Below are 16,264 nucleotides of genomic sequence, written 5' to 3' on the forward strand. Positions count from 1 at the left end.
ATCCTTTTTGCCCATCGAGATGTACACTTAATGAGAGGCAATAGATTCTAGCCAAGGAGTGCACAATGGAGATAAGTCAAATCGAGAAAGGCATGCTGGTTGAGTGTCAGCAAGGGATTGGAACTGTTCTTGAAGTCGATCAGGAACATGGAGCCGTGGTGATTGAAGAGCGTAATTCTCACCAAAAATTCGAGGTAGATATCAAGGATTTGATGGAAGACCCTCAACTTCATCAAGGGTGCGACAAGTACTACTAGTGTCGAAAGCACCAACAAAAAAGCGAGCTAATCAGCTCGCTTTTTCAATCTTTAGCGAAAGATTATTTGCGTACTGCAATCGCTTCGATTTCGATACCCACATCTTTAGGTAGACGAGCGACTTCAACACATGAACGTGCTGGGTAGTTTGCTACATTGTGCTCATCAAAGAACTTGCCGTAAACTTCGTTTACGGTACCGAAGTCGTTTAGGTCTTTAACGAAAACCGTCATTTTTACGATATCTGTAACAGACAGGCCAGACGCTTCTACGACTGCTTTCACGTTGTCTAGAGATTGACGTGCTTGCTCTGCGATATCTGCAGATACTTCACCAGTAGCTGGGTTTACTGGGATTTGGCCAGAAGTCAGAACCATGTTGCCTAGGTCAACACCTTGTACGTATGGGCCGATTGCTGCTGGAGCTGATTCTGTGTGAAGTACTTTAGTCATTATTATGTTCCATCTATTAAGGGGTGAACAGAATTTAGGGGATTCAGTGTGCCGCGAAATAGCGGTTGGGTAAAGTAAAAATCCTCGCCCAAATCGAGCGAGGAGAATTAATTTATGCTTATTGAGTAACCCGAGTCGGTTTAACGCTCAGTGACGATTTCACGTGAGAAGACTTTCTCGCAGTATTTACATTTCAAACGAATATCTTCTTTCTTCTCAAACACTTTAAAGCTGCTTTCTACCGGCTCACCGTGAGTAATACAGTTAGTGTTTGGGCATTCAAACACGTTGTTGACTTGCTCTGGTAACTCAAGAGGCAGTTTCTTTACCACTTGGTAGTCTTCGATCTGATTGACTGTTGCATGCGGGGCATACAAGGCTAGTTTGCTTGCTTGCTCTTCGCTAATAAACACGTTTTCAATCTTAAGTAGATCTTTGTGCCCCAGTGCTGATGAAGGCAGGTTCAAACCAACAGTGACACGCTGCTGCGACTTATGCATTGAAAACAGCTTAAGCACCTTGATACCAATCTGTGCAGGGATGTGGTCGATAACAGTACCGTTTTTAATTGCTTCAACCTGCAATTGAGTTTCTTTAGCCATGGTGATTACCTCATTACAGTGTTTCGTTTAAGACAAGGGCGAGTAGAGCTTGACGGGCGTAAACCCCATTCTCTGCTTGTTCAAAGTAGTAAGCGTGTGGTGTTTTATCGACATCAACCGTAATTTCATCAACACGTGGTAGCGGGTGAAGGACTTTCAAGTTCTCACGCGCATCTTTCAGTAGAGCTGCATTTAGAATGTACGCAGACTTAATATGCGCATACTCAGATTCGTCGAAGCGCTCTTTCTGGACGCGAGTCATATACAGCACATCTAGTTGTGGAATCACACTCTCCATGTCCGTGTGCAGGCTGTATTCGATACCTGACTCATCTAGCTCTTCGCAGATGTAATCTGGCATTGCGAGTGCTTCTGGCGCGATAAAGAAAAAGCGAACATTACTAAATTTCGCCAGTGCCTGAGTCAGAGAGTGAACGGTGCGGCCATATTTCAGGTCACCAACGAAAGCAACATTGAGGTTATCAAGACGACCTTGCGTTTCAGCGATAGAGAACAAGTCGAGTAGCGTTTGGGTTGGATGCTGGTTAGCGCCATCGCCACCATTGATTACTGGAACACCATTAGAGAACTCAGAAGCCAATCGCGCAGCACCTTCTTGAGGGTGGCGCATTACAAATGCATCAACATAAGAAGAGATTACTTGTACTGAGTCTGCAAGCGTTTCTCCTTTCTTAGCCAGAGAAGTGTTGCCGCCGTTATCAAAGCCAATCACATCACCACCGATTCGCTGAATAGCGGTTTCGAAAGATAAACGGGTGCGGGTAGATGGCTCAAAAAAGCAGCTTGCAACGACTTTGTTTTTAATCAGCTCTGGCTGCGGATTTGCTTTTAATTCTCCCGCCGTTTTGACAATCAATTCCAGCTCTTCACGAGAAAGCTCAGGAATTGAGATAATATGCTTGTTATAAAGCGTGTTTGTCATAATCATCTTCCCAGTCATGAATTTTAGGCACAAAAAAGCCCCCCATTACGGGAGGCTTTAGAAATCGGTGGAAATAGAAAACAACAGTCCAGATAAGCACGTTGGCTTACCCAATGTAAGACGCTTTGTAGAGCACGAATTACGTGGCATTGTTTTTACTACCTCCAGACAAATTGCCGAGCATTATACGCTGAAGATTTGTTAACGCAAGCGATTACATCGAGGGTTTTAGTGTCGTTTAGTCCCGCCTCTTAAGCACCAAGTGTGGCAACCATCACAGCTTTAATCGTATGCATGCGATTCTCTGCCTCGTCGAAAACAATGGAGTGTTCTGACTCAAATACCTCTTCGCTAACTTCTAAGCCATTCATGCCATATTTATCCGCGACTTGTTTACCTATTACGGTCTCGTCATTGTGGAAGGCTGGTAAGCAATGCATGAACTTAACCTGTGGGTTACCTGTCTTTGCAATCACATCCATGTTGACCTGATACGGTGTCATTTTGGCGACACGTTCATCCCAGGCTTCCGGCGCTTCGCCCATTGAGACCCAAACATCGGTATAGAGGTAATCACAACCTTTGACGCCTTCTTCGACATTTTCAGTAAGGGTGATTTTGGCGCCAGTGTGCTGTGCAATCTGTTGACAGGTGGTAACCAATTCTTGTTCTGGCCAAAAATCTTTTGGTGCGACTAGGCGAATGTCCATTCCCATCTTAGCTGCACCGACTAACAAGGAATTACCCATGTTATTGCGCGCATCACCTAAGTAGGCGAATTTAATCTCATGCAGTTGCTTGCCACGACCGTGTTCCAGCATAGTGAGGAAGTCCGCTAGGATCTGGGTTGGGTGGAATTCGTCGGTGAGGCCATTCCATACGGGTACGCCTGCATGAGCGCCAAGTTCTTCAACGATTGGCTGGCCGAAGCCGCGATACTCTATTCCATCGTACATACGACCTAAAACACGCGCAGTATCTTTCATTGACTCTTTATGTCCGATCTGAGAACCCGATGGGCCGATATAAGAGACCTGTGCTCCTTGATCAAATGCCGCGACCTCAAAAGCACAGCGCGTACGTGTAGAGGCTTTCTCGAAGATCAAAGCGATGTTTTTGCCGACCAGTTTTTTTTGCTCAGTCCCAGCGTATTTGGCCTTTTTTAAGTCAGCCGATAGATCGAGTAAAAACTGGATCTCTTTAGGGGAGAAATCGAGTAGCTTAAGGAAGTTTCGGTTACGTAGATTAAAGGCCATGCTCCAGTCCTTGAATGTTCATTCATTATAATGGCTTTAGTTAATCATATTTAACCACTGTTTGTGAATAATTATTTTAATAAAGTGCCGAGATATGAATTATATCTCGGCAAATGTGACTATAAATTCTCTTCGGCAAACTCTGCTAAGCGACTGCGAACTACACCGTTAAGGTGAATGTTGGCACTGCCTTCAAAGTTTTTGAAGCGTTCGACCATGTAAGTCAGACCCGATGTCACAGGGGTTAGGTAATGTGAATCTATCTGAGCCAAGTTACCTGAACAGACGATCTTGGTGCCTTCACCACAGCGAGTGATGATGGTTTTGATCTGTGATGCAGTCAGGTTTTGACATTCATCGAGCAGAACAAAGGCATTTTGGATCGAGCGCCCGCGCATAAAGTTGATCGACTTAAACTGAATATTGGCTTTATCGCAAATATATTTAAGTGAGCCTTCAGTACAATGATCATTCTTATGTAGCGCCTCTAAGGTATCGGTCACCGCCGCCAACCAAGGCATCATTTTTTCCTCTTCACTGCCGGGTAAGAAACCTATCGCTTCACCAATATCTGGCGTGTTGCGGGTAACAATGATCTTATCAAAGACGCCTTTCTCTATGGTTTGCTCTAGGGCAGAAGCCATAGCCAGTAGGGTCTTACCACTACCAGCGGCGCCAGTTAATATCACCAGGTCGATATCGGGATCGAGCAGAGCATCCAGAGCCATACCTTGGTAGATATTTTTTGGTGTGATATCCCAAGCACGGCGATGCATCATACGCTCACGGCTAAGATCCTTGATGGTGATTTTATCCGCTTCGATCTCTTCAACCCGTCCGGCAAAATCACTCTCTTCATCTATGACATATTGATTGATATAAGTGGGCTCGAACGGGTCTCTATCTAAGGTGTGATAAGTTCGGCCTGCCAGATTCTTGCTCTCTACATTCTGAATGTTGCTCCAGAACTCACCTTCGATCTGTTGAAAGCCCTTGGTGAGATACTGAACATCATCAATCAATTGGTCGGTACGATAATCTTCAACAAAACGAACCCCTGCTCCTTTGGCGCGCAGGCGCATATTGATGTCTTTGGTGACCAAAATGACTTCACGGGGAGCGCGTTTATTTTGTAGGTATAGCACTCCGTTAAGAATGCGATTGTCACCGGCTTTATCCGCAAAGGCTTTAACGGTTTCTTGCAGTTCAAAGTCAGCCAAAATCGCGATATGACCTGTGGCCTCTTTATCTTTGTTGATAGGAATGCCTTCCGAAATCTCGTCTGGCGTGGCGTCTTTAAACATGGCTTCGAGTGCTCGTATTGCCACTCGGGCATCACGAGCAACGTCGCGTTTACTGTCTTTAATCCTGTCGAGCTCTTCGAGGACAGTCATCGGGATGACTACATCGTGTTCTTGAAATGAGTAGATGGCTAGTGGTTCGTGTAGCAGAATATTGGTGTCTAGGACAAAAAGCTTCCGGTCTGTGTCACCCATAAGCGTCTCCTTGCCGCGCTGCGGCTTGCTTACCCCTCATGCATGTGCATGAAGTGGTCTACCTGCGGTTGCTTGCAGTAATGTAGCCTGGCAATCAGAGTACGCTGATGGTTTGACTACAAAAACTGCAAACCCGTGTTGATCGTCATCCTATCAAATGCATCACTCGTGCCAGCCAGAAACTTGACGCTAAATGATGCACTTTCATCAATAAGTATAAGCACGTTTTTCAACACTCTTGTTTAGAAGTGCCACTGATTTCTTACACTTTGATGTCATCCTCATGTTGGACAAAAAATTGTTGGTTTTTGAGGCCTTTGTACGTGACCAATGTCACAGCTTCGAGTAAGATTAGCGACCTTTTTCCACGCAACGGCTGACACCTTTGTTTCCTCGTCAGTTGCCTTTCAAGTTGCGTAAGAGTTACTAAAATAAATAGACCCATTTTTGAATTAATAGATGAGGTAGTCGATTCATGACATTTGCTTTGGGCCAGCGCTGGATCAGCGATACGGAAAGCGACCTAGGTTTGGGAACCGTTGTAGCATTGGATGCTCGTACTGTGACACTAATGTTTGCAGCTTCTGAAGAGAACCGAGTTTACGCTCGAAATGAGGCGCCCGTAACCAGAGTAACCTTTAATGTTGGCGATGTAATTGATAGCCAGGAAGGATGGTCTCTTAAAGTTGAGCAAGTGGTCGAAGACCAAGGGCTATTTAGCTATGTTGGTGTACGCGAAGACAGCGCTGAAGAAGGTGTAATTCTGCGTGAAATTATGCTGAGTAACCAGATTCGTTTTAACAAGCCACAAGATAAGTTGTATGCAGGTCAGATCGACCGTATGGATAACTTTGTGCTTCGTTATCGTGCATTGATGAACCAATATGAACAGCACAGAAGCCCAATGCGTGGCTTGTGTGGTATGCGTGCTGGCTTAATTCCTCATCAGCTTTATATTGCTCATGAAGTCGGTCGCCGCCATGCACCTCGCGTCCTACTAGCCGACGAAGTAGGTCTAGGTAAAACCATCGAAGCGGGGATGATCATTCACCAGCAAGTGCTGGCAGGTCGTGCCGAGCGTATCCTAATTGTGGTACCAGAAACACTACAGCACCAGTGGTTGGTAGAGATGATGCGTCGTTTTAATCTGCATTTCTCTATCTTTGATGAAGAACGCTGTATCGAAGCATTTGCCGACTCTGACAACCCTTTTGATACTCAGCAATATGTGCTGTGTTCCCTTGATTTCTTACGTAAGAGCCGCAAGCGTTTTGAGCAAGCTTTAGAAGGTGAGTGGGATCTCCTTGTCGTAGATGAAGCTCATCACCTTGAATGGAGCCCGGAACAGCCTAGTCGTGAATACCAAGTGGTTGAAGGATTAGCTGAGCGTACTCCAGGAGTTTTACTGCTAACCGCAACACCAGAGCAGCTAGGCCGTGAAAGTCACTTTGCCCGTTTGCGTCTATTAGACTCAGATCGTTTCTTTGATTATCAAGAGTTTGTCAAAGAAGAAGAGCAATACGCACCAGTTGCCGATTCAGTGAGCGCCTTGTTCTCAGGCCAATCACTAGAGAATGAAGCAAAGAACCAAATTACAGAATTGCTTTCAGAACAGGATGTCGAGCCACTGTTTCGCATCATCGAAAGCGACTCAGATGAAGAAGCTAAAGCGGCCGCGCGTCAGGAATTGATCGACAATCTGATGGATCGTCACGGCACAGGTCGTGTTCTGTTTAGGAACACACGTGCGGCAATCAAAGGGTTCCCGCAGCGTAACGTTCATCTACTTCCAATGCCAATCCCACAGCAGTACACCACCTCTATGCGTGTATCTGGTATGATTGGTGGCAAGATTAGTCCTGAAGCTCGCGCGTTGAAGAATCTCTACCCAGAGGAGATCTTCCAAGAGTTCGAAGGCGATGATGCAAGCTGGTGGCAGTTTGATAGTCGTGTGAACTGGCTGCTAGAGAAGATTAAAGAGAAGCGTAGCGAAAAAATCTTGGTGATCGCTTCTCGCGCAAGTACCGCGTTGCAGCTTGAACAAGCATTACGTGAACGTGAAGGTATTCGAGCGACAGTTTTCCACGAAGGGATGTCGATTCTTGAGCGCGATAAAGCCGCGGCTTACTTCGCACAAGAAGAAGGTGGTGCACAGGTTCTTATCTGTAGTGAAATCGGTTCAGAAGGTCGTAACTTCCAGTTTGCTAACCAACTGGTGATGTTCGATTTACCTTTTAACCCTGACTTGCTTGAGCAACGTATTGGTCGTCTAGACCGTATTGGTCAGAACCGCGATATTGATATCCATGTGCCTTACTTAGAAGGGACGTCGCAGGCTATTTTGGCGCGTTGGTTCGAAGAGGGGCTCAATGCGTTTGCGGAAACATGCCCGACGGGACGTACCGTTTACGACAAGTACTCTGAGCGTTTAATTGAGATGCTGGCATCCGGTGATACCAGTGATCTTAATGAAGTTATTGCAGAATCTGCGGCGCTGAATAAAGAACTTAAAGCGCAACTTGAGCAAGGTCGTGACCGTCTGCTTGAGATGCACTCGAATGGCGGCGAAAAAGCGCAAGCGATTGTCAATAAGATTGCAGCGACGGATGGTGATACTAACCTAGTTACTTTTGCTTTAAGCCTGTTTGATACGATTGGCTTAGACCAAGATGACAAAGGTGAGAACGCGCTCGTTGTAACGCCATCTGAGCATATGCTAGTGCCAAGCTACCCTGGCTTACCGTACGAAGGTGCAACCATTACCTTTGACCGCGAAACAGCACTATCGCGTGAAGATATGAACTTCATCAGCTGGGAGCACCCGATGATTCAGGGTGGCATCGACTTACTGATGAGTGAAGGTGTGGGCACGACGGCGGTTTCTTTACTTAAGAATAAAGCACTGCCTGTTGGTACCATGTTGTTAGAGCTTGTCTACAAAGTCGATGCTCAGGCGCCTAAGCGCAGTGGTATTAGTCGTTTCTTACCGACAACACCTATCCGCATTATGCTTGATGGTAAAGGTAATGACTTATCCTCACAGGTTGAGTTCGAGAGCTTCAACCGTCAGCTAAGCCCAGTGGGTCGTCATATCGCAACTAAGCTAGTCGCTTCGGTTCAGGCACAGGTCCACCAATTGGTTGAAGCTGGCGAAAAGCTGATTGTTGAAAAAGTTGATGCGATCCGTAATCAGGCTCAGCAAGAGATGCAAGCGAGCTTGAACAGTGAGCTAGAACGTCTACAAGCTTTGAAAGCGGTTAACCCAAACATTCGTGACGAAGAGATAGAAGCGATTGATGGGCAAATCAAAGAGCTTACGGGCTACATCGGCCAAGCTCAGTATCAGTTGGATTCGTTACGTATGATAGTTGTTAGTCATAATTAGTGATTAGACAGTAAGCATGTATTAAACCCAGCATTCAGCTGGGTTTTTATTGGATAGATATTATGTCAATGACTGAATACAACCCACCTCAAGAGCCTTGGGTTGATGTGGTATTTGAAGATGAGCATATCTTGGTGGCTAATAAACCATCGGGGCTTTTGTCTGTGCCGGGTCGTTTAGCAGAGCATTACGATAGTTTGTGGTCGCGCTTAGTTGAACTCTACCCTGAGATCCAAGTGGTACATCGCCTCGATATGGATACATCGGGTTTGATGTTGTTGGCTAAACATAAACAAGCGGAACGCTCGCTTAAGAAGCAGTTTCAATATCGCTTGACGCATAAAGTGTACTACGCGCGTGTCTGGGGTCATGTTGAGCAGCCTGAGGGAGAGGTTGACCTGCCTTTGATCTGCGACTGGGAAAACCGCCCAAGGCAGAAAGTTTGCTTTGAACACGGCAAGCCTTCAAAAACTTTATATCAGGTGGTCAAACACGAAGAGAAAACTACGATTGTTAGGCTGCTACCGATTACGGGTCGATCTCATCAACTTCGGGTACATATGCAGGCGTTGGGCTACCCGATCGTCGGTGATGAGTTTTACTCACAAGGAGAGGCCTTTAAGTTTTCTTCGCGCTTAGAACTTCATGCCGCTGAACTTAGTTTTTATCATCCTGAAACTGAGTTATTGCAAACTCGCTTTGTACCGTGTGATTTCTATCTTGAAGCAGAAGCGATGATCTTTAACTATTTTTCACTTGTGCGAGAATTACCAGACTATAAATTGCTGCCACGCCCATAATAATTCAAGGATAGATTCGGCAGCGCAAGGAGATCTTATGTCGCTGCCTACTGTTGTTTTTCTGGATCGTGCTACGATCCCAACTCAAATTGAATTGCCTCACCTACCTTTCGATCATCAGTGGATCGAGTATGATTTCACTGCACCAGAATTAGTTGTCGAGAGAGCCAAAGATGCCCAGATCGTCATTACTAATAAAGTCGTTTTGGATCGAGATGTCTTAGTTCAGTTACCTAACCTAAAGCTTGTCGCTATCTCGGCTACAGGTTTCAACAATGTTGATACGCTTTGCTGTAAAGAGCGCGGGATCGCGGTGACTAATGTTCAAGGTTATGCGACACAATCCGTTCCAGAGCATGTCATCGCAATGATGTTCGCGTTAAAGCGCAACTTAAAAGGCTATCACAACGATATCGCTGCCGGAGAGTGGCAGCGCAACAAGCAGTTTTGCTTTTTTACTCACCCAATCAGCGATACGGTGGGCTCGACTATGGGTGTAATTGGCGGCGGTGAGTTAGGCCAAGCAACAGCAGCCTTAGCTAAGGCTTTGGGCATGTATGTATTGTTTGCTGAGCATAAAGGAGCGAAGGCGTGTCGTGAGGGCTATTTACCTTTCGAGCAGGTGTTAGCTGTTTCTGATGTCCTGACATTGCACTGTCCATTGAACGAGCAGACAAAACACCTTATTGGTCGCCAAGAACTATCCTCAATGAAACCTTCAAGTATTGTCATCAATACCGGACGTGGTGGCTTGGTCGATGAAGAAGCTCTAATTGATGCACTTAAGCATGGCGTGATAAGAGGCGCAGGGTTTGATGTGTTTACCGATGAGCCTGCGGATGAGTCCAACTCTTTGATTGCTAACATGCATCTACCGAATTTACTTCTTACCCCGCATGTTGCGTGGGGTAGTGACTCATCGATTCAAAAGCTTGCCGATATTCTGATTGATAATATTGTTGCCTTTATTGAGGGCAGAGAGCAAAACCGCGTAGTCTAGTTCTCTAGTTCTCTAGTTCTCTAGTTCTCCCTTAGCGGCTTTTAACTCTGTTAAGCCCTGATTAAATATCTCCATTAATGCCATCGCTTCGGGGTGAGCTTTGGAAAACATTAAATAGCTGTCATTGGTCAGGAAAGGTTTTGGGTTATAGGTGATCAACTGCTGTGTTTCTATCGGCAGTTTACTTAGTGAGAACATGCCAATATGTTTCTCTTCTGGGACAAGTTCAACTCGACGATATTTAAGCAGTTGAAAGGCTTTGGTTGGGCTTTCAACTCGATTCATTTTGATGGATTGGCTCTCTAGCAACTGATCGAGCTCAGCGCCATAACTGTAGCCCAGTCCGCCTCCAAGCAGCTTTCCTTCTAAGTCAGCCAAAGTTTGCCAATCGAAAGGCTTTTCGCGCAGATGAAAAAAGACAAACTGCTCTTGGGCTACAGGATCGCTGTACATGAAAAATTCGGTACGCTCTTCGGCATACATCCAAACTGCAGTCGCGACGTACTCACCTTCGCTCGCCTTTTTGTAAGCTCTTTTCCAAGGGTAAAAGTGGAACTCAACCTGGTAGCCCTTATTGGCAAAAACTTGCTGGATGGTTTCACCAACATAACCGTAGTTTTCAAGCTTCTCGCCGATAAAGGGAGCCCAGTTACCAGCCGCAATTTTGATGACTTTAGGAGGTTCATTTGCAAACGAAAAGGGAGAGAGCAACAGAAGCAGAGCGCTTGATAATAGCAAGTAGTACGGCATATAGGCTCCTGCTTTATTCGTCCTCTATTAAAGTTAGAAGATAATTTACCAGTGACCAAGCCAAGGTTCAAAAACATCCCGACTCTTAAGGAAACAAAAAAGGCCAGTCATGATGACTGGCCTTTGTATCTTTTAAGCGTTTATTTGCTTATCTTAAAGCGCAGCAATTGTCGCTTTCTGCTCTTCAAGCTTGGCTAGTGTTTCTTGGTAACCCACTAGTTTTTCACGCTCTTTCGCGATAACCGCTTCAGGTGCTTTAGCAACGAAACCTTCGTTACCTAGTTTACCTTCGATACGCTTGATTTCGCCGTGCGTTTTTTGCACTTCTTTATCAAGACGAGCAAGTTCTGCATCTTTGTCGATAAGACCTGCCATAGGGATCATCAGTTCAGATTGACCCACTAGCTTAGTCGCACACGCAGGAGTTTCAGCATCTTGAGCTAGCACTGTTAGGCTATCTAGCTTAGCAAGAGAGTTCAGAACAACTTTGTTTGCTTCGATACGTGCAGCGTCTTTCTCGTTCGCAACCTTGATCATTACTTCTAGACCTTTGCTAGGTGCAATGTCGTACTCTGCACGTAGGTTACGGATAGCCGTGATGAAAGTCTTAACCCACTCGATGTCTTCTACGATCTCAGCGTTGAAGTTCTCTTCATTAAACTGAGGAAGCGCTTGAGTCATGATAGTGTCGCCTTCAACACCGTCTACTAGCGGCTTAACGCTCTGCCAGATAGATTCAGTGATGTAAGGTAGCACTGGGTGAGCAAGACGTAGCGTCTTCTCTAGCACAGTGATCAGCATGTAGCGAGTCGCTTGTTGCTGAGCTTCTGTACCTTTCCAAAGAACGGGTTTAGTTAGCTCTAGGTACCAGTCACAGAATTGGTTCCAGATGAATTCGTAAAGCGTGTTCGCTGCCATGTCTAGACGGTAATTGTCTAGGTGAGCGTTAAACTCTTTCGCTGCTAGTTCAAACTGAGACTCGATCCATTTGTCCGCTAGAGAGAATTCCATGTTTGCACGGTCTTCAGCTGATAGTGACATGCCACAATCGTGCTCTTCTGTATTCATTAGTACGTAACGGCTTGCGTTCCATAGCTTGTTACAGAAGTTACGGTAACCTTCAAGACGCTTCATATCCCAGTTAATGTCACGGCCAGTAGAAGCCATAGCAGCAAGAGTAAAACGCAGTGCGTCAGTACCGTATGGTTCGATACCGTTCTCGAAAGTCTTACGAGTGTTCTTCTCGATCTTCTTCGCTAGCTGAGGCTGCATCATGTTGCCACAACGCTTCTCTACTAGAGACTCAAGGTCGATACCATCGATCATGTCGATCGGGTCAAGAACGTTACCTTTCGATTTAGACATCTTGTCGCCGTTTTCGTCACGGATTAGACCCGTTACGTAAACAGTCTTAAATGGTACTTGCGACTTACCGTTTTCATCTTTGTTGAAGTGCATGGTCATCATGATCATACGTGCAACCCAGAAGAAGATGATGTCGAAGCCCGTTACTAGAACGTCTGAAGGGTGGAATGTCTTCAGGTCTTCAGTTTGCTCAGGCCAGCCTTGAGTACCGAAAGTCCAAAGAGCAGAAGAGAACCATGTATCGAGTACGTCGTCGTCTTGGCGTAGAACTACAACCGGTGCAAGGTTGTTGTTTGCACGTACTTCTTCTTCAGTACGGCCTACGTATACATTGCCATCGTTGTCATACCATGCAGGGATACGGTGACCCCACCAAAGCTGACGAGAAATACACCAGTCTTGAATGTCACGCATCCAAGAGAAGTACATGTTTTCGTACTGCTTAGGAACGAATTGGATTTCACCATCTTCAACTGCTTTAACTGCAGGCTCTGCAAGAGGTGCAGCGCGTACGTACCACTGGTCAGTTAGCATTGGCTCGATAACAACGCCACCACGGTCGCCGTAAGGAACTGTTAGATCGTGATCTTTGATCTCGTCTAGTAGACCAAGCTCTTCAAATTCCGCAACGATCGCTTTACGTGCAGCAAAGCGCTCCATGCCGTGGTACTTCGCAGGCAGTTCTGTAGAGTAAACATCGCTAGCTTCACCATTAGTAGTGAAGACTTCAGCCGCATCACGGATGTCTGCGTTGAAAGTTAGGATGTTGATCATTGGTAGCTGGTGGCGCTTACCAACTTCGTAGTCATTGAAGTCGTGCGCAGGCGTGATCTTCACACAACCTGTGCCTTTTTCCATGTCTGCGTGCTCATCGCCTACGATAGGGATCAGACGGTTAACGACAGGAAGTAGGATCTCTTTACCGATAAGATCTTTGTAACGTGGGTCTTCTGGGTTAACAGCGACACCAGTATCACCAAGCATGGTTTCAGGACGTGTTGTCGCAACAACAATGTAGTCTTTACCTTCCGCTGTTTTCACACCATTTGCTAGTGGGTAGCGGAAGTGCCACATGTGACCTTTTTTGTCTTTGTTTTCAACTTCAAGATCAGAAATCGCTGTGTGCAGTTTAGGATCCCAGTTTACTAGACGCTTACCACGATAGATTAAGTCTTCTTCGTACAGGCGAACAAATACTTCTTGAACAGCGTTTGATAGGCCATCATCCATAGTGAAACGCTCGCGGTCCCAGTCTACAGATGCGCCTAGGCGACGAAGCTGCTTAGTGATTGTGCCACCAGATTCGTTCTTCCATTCCCAGATTTTGTCGATGAAAGCATCACGACCGTAATCGTGTTTAGTCTTGCCTTCTTCAGCCGCGATCTTACGCTCAACAACCATCTGAGTTGCGATACCAGCGTGGTCAGTACCTACTTGCCAAAGGGTGTTTTTGCCCTTCATACGTTCAGCACGGATCAGAGTATCCATGATGGTGTCTTGGAACGCGTGGCCCATGTGTAGGCTACCAGTGACGTTCGGTGGCGGGATCATGATGCTGTATGATTCTTTCGTCGTGTCACCGTGTGGCTTAAAGTAGCCTTTCTCTTCCCAAGCTTGGTATAAAGCTTGTTCAATTGAAGTTGGGTTGTATGTCTTTTCCATAGTACTCATTTACTGGATACGTTGATGGTAATCGTAGTCAATCATTATAAGTGAACTCTCTAAGTGGAGAGCTTAACTATAAAGATTGACCGGTTGCATATTTTGTTGCTGCTAGCTGTGTGCGATCTCGATCGTTTGTAGCTGATAGCCCGCTTGGCGGTAGATTTTATATCTTTCTCGCGCCAGTTGCTTGGCTTTTTCTTCGCAAGGGACGAAGTCTACCACCTCAGCAAACTTGTTCGCAAAGGTTGTCTCATTTTCCGCCAAATTTATTACCAGTTGTCGGTTCCAAGAAGGTTTAACCCCTTGGTAGCCAATCTCGATGTTGGTGCCGTATCTTGGCCCTTCACCGACTAGATTATGGGCAACAAATTGTTTGGCATCGACTTGCCAGAAAAATTCAGCGATTTGTTCAGCGTGAGATTTATCGTTGCAATTGAGATGAACCTTAGCACCTTGCTTGGCGAAATGATGTGCAAGAAACAATACATATAAACCAAACCCCTGAGCTTCGGCCTGAGGAGAGTCTGGATTGATAATGTAAAAGGTTGCATTTGCCATAGCAGTTCGCCTTTAGTCGAAACAACAGGACTAGAAGATACAAAAAAGGGCCTTGCGGCCCTTTTAAGATTTTGAGGATTATTCCTCTGTCTCTTGGCCACTGCGGTTAAGCAGGAATTGGACAAGCATTGAGACTGGACGGCCTGTTGAGCCTTTCGCTGCACCTGATTTCCACGCAGTACCTGCGATATCAACGTGCGCCCAGTGGTATTTCTTCGCAAACTTAGATAGGAAGCAACCCGCAGTGATAGTACCGCCAGGACGACCACCAATGTTTGCCATATCAGCAAATGGGCTCTTAAGTTGCTCGTGGTACTCGTCTGCCATAGGTAGACGCCATGCGCGGTCACTTGCTTGCTCAGAAGCGTTCACTAGCTCGTGAGACAGTGGGTTGTGGTTAGAGATAACACCACTGATATGGTGACCTAGTGCGATAACACAAGCACCCGTTAGCGTTGCAACGTCTACAACACACTCTGGCTCGTAGCGTTCTACGTAAGTCAGCGCGTCACACAATACTAGGCGACCTTCAGCATCAGTGTTGAGTACTTCAACGGTTTGGCCTGACATCGTAGTTAGAATGTCACCTGGACGGTAAGCGTTGCTACCCGGCATGTTTTCACAGCCAGCAAGAACAGCAACCACATTGATTGGTAGGTTCAGTTTTGCCAGTGCTTTCATTGTACCGAATACTGATGCCGCACCACACATGTCGTACTTCATCTCATCCATACCTTCACCAGGTTTTAGTGAGATGCCGCCTGAATCGAAAGTAAGACCTTTACCAACAAGGACAATTGGTTTCGCTTCTGGATCTGGGTTGCCCTTGTACTCCATGATAGACATCATAGATTCATTCTTAGAGCCACGACCTACCGCTAGGTATGAAGTCATGCCCAGTTTTTCCATCTCTTGCTCACCAATGATCTTGGTTGTGACTGTCTCGTAGTCGTCAGCTAGGCGACGTGCTTGAGAAGCAAGGTAAGCAGGGTTAGCGATGTTTGGTGGCATGTTGCCAAGATCTTTTGATGCTTTAACGCCAGAAGAGATAGCAAGACCGTGTGCGATCGCTTTCTCACCTAGATTTAGCTCACGACGTGTAGGTACGTTAAATACCAGTTTACGTAGTGGTCGACGAGTTTCTGGCTTTTGGCTCTTGAACTGATCGAAGGTGTATAGACCATCTTTTGTTGCTTCAACCGCTTGACGAACTTTCCAGTATGTATCGCGGCCTTTAACGTGAAGTTCTGTTAGGAAACATACCGCTTCCATTGAACCTGTTTCGTTAAGTGTGTTGATGGTCTTTTGGATGATCTCTTTGTATTGACGCTCACCCAGTTCACGCTCTTTACCACAACCAACCAGTAAAACGCGCTCAGACAGTACACCTGGTACTTGATGAAGCAGTAGCATCTGCCCCGGTTTTCCTTCTAGGTCACCACGGCGAAGTAGTGAACTAATATAGCCATCGCTGATCTTATCTAGCTGCTCGGCAACTGGAGAAAGGCGACGTGGCTCGAACACGCCCACAACGATACATGCGCTGCGTTGTTTCTCTGGACTGCCACTTTTTACACTGAACTCCATGCGTACTCCTACATCCTGAAGACAAATAGAACTAAATGTTAGATAATGCCGTCTTACTTGTTGATTCCTTACTCGGAACTATTCTTAAATAAGCGCATTAACAGTTAGCCAAAAATTTAAAAATAAAAGGTTCAACGGGAAATTATAG

The 16,264-nt window shown here is 45.9% G+C and carries 13 protein-coding genes; 4 read left to right on the plus strand and 9 right to left on the minus strand.

The window, feature by feature from the left end; all coding sequences use genetic code 11:
- The first annotated feature begins 65 nt into the window (after nucleotides 1-65).
- Entirely contained in the window at nucleotides 66-257 is a 192-nt protein-coding gene (locus AC6R00_RS11695) for a hypothetical protein (RefSeq protein ID WP_004747248.1), read from the plus strand.
- A 62-nt stretch (nucleotides 258-319) separates the two neighbouring features.
- On the opposite strand, the gene AC6R00_RS11700 is transcribed toward AC6R00_RS11695, so the two are convergent.
- From AC6R00_RS11700 to AC6R00_RS11720, 5 genes are all read right to left on the minus strand, one after another.
- Nucleotides 320-709: a RidA family protein gene (locus tag AC6R00_RS11700; RefSeq protein ID WP_004747250.1), complete on the minus strand. Its 390-nt coding sequence runs from the start codon at nucleotides 707-709 to the stop codon at nucleotides 320-322.
- A 140-nt stretch (nucleotides 710-849) separates the two neighbouring features.
- Nucleotides 850-1,311 (minus strand): aspartate carbamoyltransferase regulatory subunit, encoded by a 462-nt coding sequence (gene pyrI, locus AC6R00_RS11705; RefSeq protein WP_272785751.1) that lies wholly within the window; start codon nucleotides 1,309-1,311, stop codon nucleotides 850-852.
- A gap of 13 nt (nucleotides 1,312-1,324) precedes the next feature.
- Nucleotides 1,325-2,254 carry an aspartate carbamoyltransferase gene (gene pyrB, locus AC6R00_RS11710; protein ID WP_272785750.1) on the minus strand — a complete coding sequence of 310 codons (930 nt, stop codon included), beginning with the start codon at nucleotides 2,252-2,254 and terminating at the stop codon, nucleotides 1,325-1,327.
- Between the two features lie 251 nt (nucleotides 2,255-2,505).
- A complete protein-coding gene (argF, locus tag AC6R00_RS11715; protein WP_272785749.1) occupies nucleotides 2,506-3,510 on the minus strand; it encodes an ornithine carbamoyltransferase in 1,005 nt (334 codons plus the stop codon).
- Nucleotides 3,511-3,629: 119 nt separating this feature from the next.
- The gene (locus AC6R00_RS11720) at nucleotides 3,630-5,006 is read right to left on the minus strand and encodes a PhoH family protein (RefSeq protein WP_500640518.1); all 1,377 of its coding nucleotides are present in this window, start codon (nucleotides 5,004-5,006) and stop codon (nucleotides 3,630-3,632) included.
- A 475-nt stretch (nucleotides 5,007-5,481) separates the two neighbouring features.
- Between AC6R00_RS11720 and rapA the strand changes: the two genes are divergently transcribed.
- The 3 genes from rapA to AC6R00_RS11735 all read left to right on the plus strand — a co-directional run bounded on the left by rapA (nucleotide 5,482) and on the right by AC6R00_RS11735 (nucleotide 10,191).
- On the plus strand, nucleotides 5,482-8,391 hold the full coding sequence (rapA, locus tag AC6R00_RS11725; RefSeq protein ID WP_500640519.1) for an RNA polymerase-associated protein RapA: 2,910 nt from the start codon (nucleotides 5,482-5,484) through the stop codon (nucleotides 8,389-8,391).
- A gap of 62 nt (nucleotides 8,392-8,453) precedes the next feature.
- Nucleotides 8,454-9,191 carry a bifunctional tRNA pseudouridine(32) synthase/23S rRNA pseudouridine(746) synthase RluA gene (gene rluA / locus AC6R00_RS11730; protein WP_500640520.1) on the plus strand — a complete coding sequence of 246 codons (738 nt, stop codon included), beginning with the start codon at nucleotides 8,454-8,456 and terminating at the stop codon, nucleotides 9,189-9,191.
- 37 nt (nucleotides 9,192-9,228) lie between these two features.
- The gene (locus tag AC6R00_RS11735; protein ID WP_500640521.1) at nucleotides 9,229-10,191 is read left to right on the plus strand and encodes a D-2-hydroxyacid dehydrogenase; all 963 of its coding nucleotides are present in this window, start codon (nucleotides 9,229-9,231) and stop codon (nucleotides 10,189-10,191) included.
- Between the two features lie 12 nt (nucleotides 10,192-10,203).
- Here the strand turns inward: AC6R00_RS11735 and AC6R00_RS11740 are convergent, their stop codons facing one another.
- The 4 genes from AC6R00_RS11740 to pepA all read right to left on the minus strand — a co-directional run bounded on the left by AC6R00_RS11740 (nucleotide 10,204) and on the right by pepA (nucleotide 16,116).
- Entirely contained in the window at nucleotides 10,204-10,941 is a 738-nt protein-coding gene (locus AC6R00_RS11740; protein ID WP_500640522.1) for a substrate-binding periplasmic protein, read from the minus strand.
- Between the two features lie 153 nt (nucleotides 10,942-11,094).
- Nucleotides 11,095-13,968 carry a valine--tRNA ligase gene (locus AC6R00_RS11745; protein ID WP_500640523.1) on the minus strand — a complete coding sequence of 958 codons (2,874 nt, stop codon included), beginning with the start codon at nucleotides 13,966-13,968 and terminating at the stop codon, nucleotides 11,095-11,097.
- Between the two features lie 111 nt (nucleotides 13,969-14,079).
- Nucleotides 14,080-14,529, minus strand: a complete 450-nt coding sequence (locus AC6R00_RS11750; protein ID WP_500640524.1) for a DNA polymerase III subunit chi — start codon at nucleotides 14,527-14,529, stop codon at nucleotides 14,080-14,082.
- A 78-nt stretch (nucleotides 14,530-14,607) separates the two neighbouring features.
- On the minus strand, nucleotides 14,608-16,116 hold the full coding sequence (gene pepA, locus AC6R00_RS11755; RefSeq protein ID WP_004747273.1) for a leucyl aminopeptidase: 1,509 nt from the start codon (nucleotides 16,114-16,116) through the stop codon (nucleotides 14,608-14,610).
- Nucleotides 16,117-16,264 lie beyond the last annotated feature (148 nt).

It is taken from the genome of Vibrio sp. R10-SF1-ISO8 (assembly GCF_059833805.1).

Excerpts from the sequence above, each read along its gene's own strand:
- AC6R00_RS11695 (WP_004747248.1), top strand. The coding sequence starts at position 66 with ATGGAGATAAGTCAAATCGAGAAAGGCATGCTGGTTGAGTGTCAGCAA.
- AC6R00_RS11720 (WP_500640518.1), bottom strand. The coding sequence starts at position 5,006 with ATGGGTGACACAGACCGGAAGCTTTTTGTCCTAGACACCAATATTCTG.
- pyrI (WP_272785751.1), bottom strand. The coding sequence starts at position 1,311 with ATGGCTAAAGAAACTCAATTGCAGGTTGAAGCAATTAAAAACGGTACT.
- AC6R00_RS11740 (WP_500640522.1), bottom strand. The coding sequence starts at position 10,941 with ATGCCGTACTACTTGCTATTATCAAGCGCTCTGCTTCTGTTGCTCTCT.
- pepA (WP_004747273.1), bottom strand. The coding sequence starts at position 16,116 with ATGGAGTTCAGTGTAAAAAGTGGCAGTCCAGAGAAACAACGCAGCGCA.
- AC6R00_RS11750 (WP_500640524.1), bottom strand. The coding sequence starts at position 14,529 with ATGGCAAATGCAACCTTTTACATTATCAATCCAGACTCTCCTCAGGCC.
- AC6R00_RS11745 (WP_500640523.1), bottom strand. The coding sequence starts at position 13,968 with ATGGAAAAGACATACAACCCAACTTCAATTGAACAAGCTTTATACCAA.
- rluA (WP_500640520.1), top strand. The coding sequence starts at position 8,454 with ATGTCAATGACTGAATACAACCCACCTCAAGAGCCTTGGGTTGATGTG.
- AC6R00_RS11735 (WP_500640521.1), top strand. The coding sequence starts at position 9,229 with ATGTCGCTGCCTACTGTTGTTTTTCTGGATCGTGCTACGATCCCAACT.
- rapA (WP_500640519.1), top strand. The coding sequence starts at position 5,482 with ATGACATTTGCTTTGGGCCAGCGCTGGATCAGCGATACGGAAAGCGAC.
- pyrB (WP_272785750.1), bottom strand. The coding sequence starts at position 2,254 with ATGACAAACACGCTTTATAACAAGCATATTATCTCAATTCCTGAGCTT.
- AC6R00_RS11700 (WP_004747250.1), bottom strand. The coding sequence starts at position 709 with ATGACTAAAGTACTTCACACAGAATCAGCTCCAGCAGCAATCGGCCCA.
- argF (WP_272785749.1), bottom strand. The coding sequence starts at position 3,510 with ATGGCCTTTAATCTACGTAACCGAAACTTCCTTAAGCTACTCGATTTC.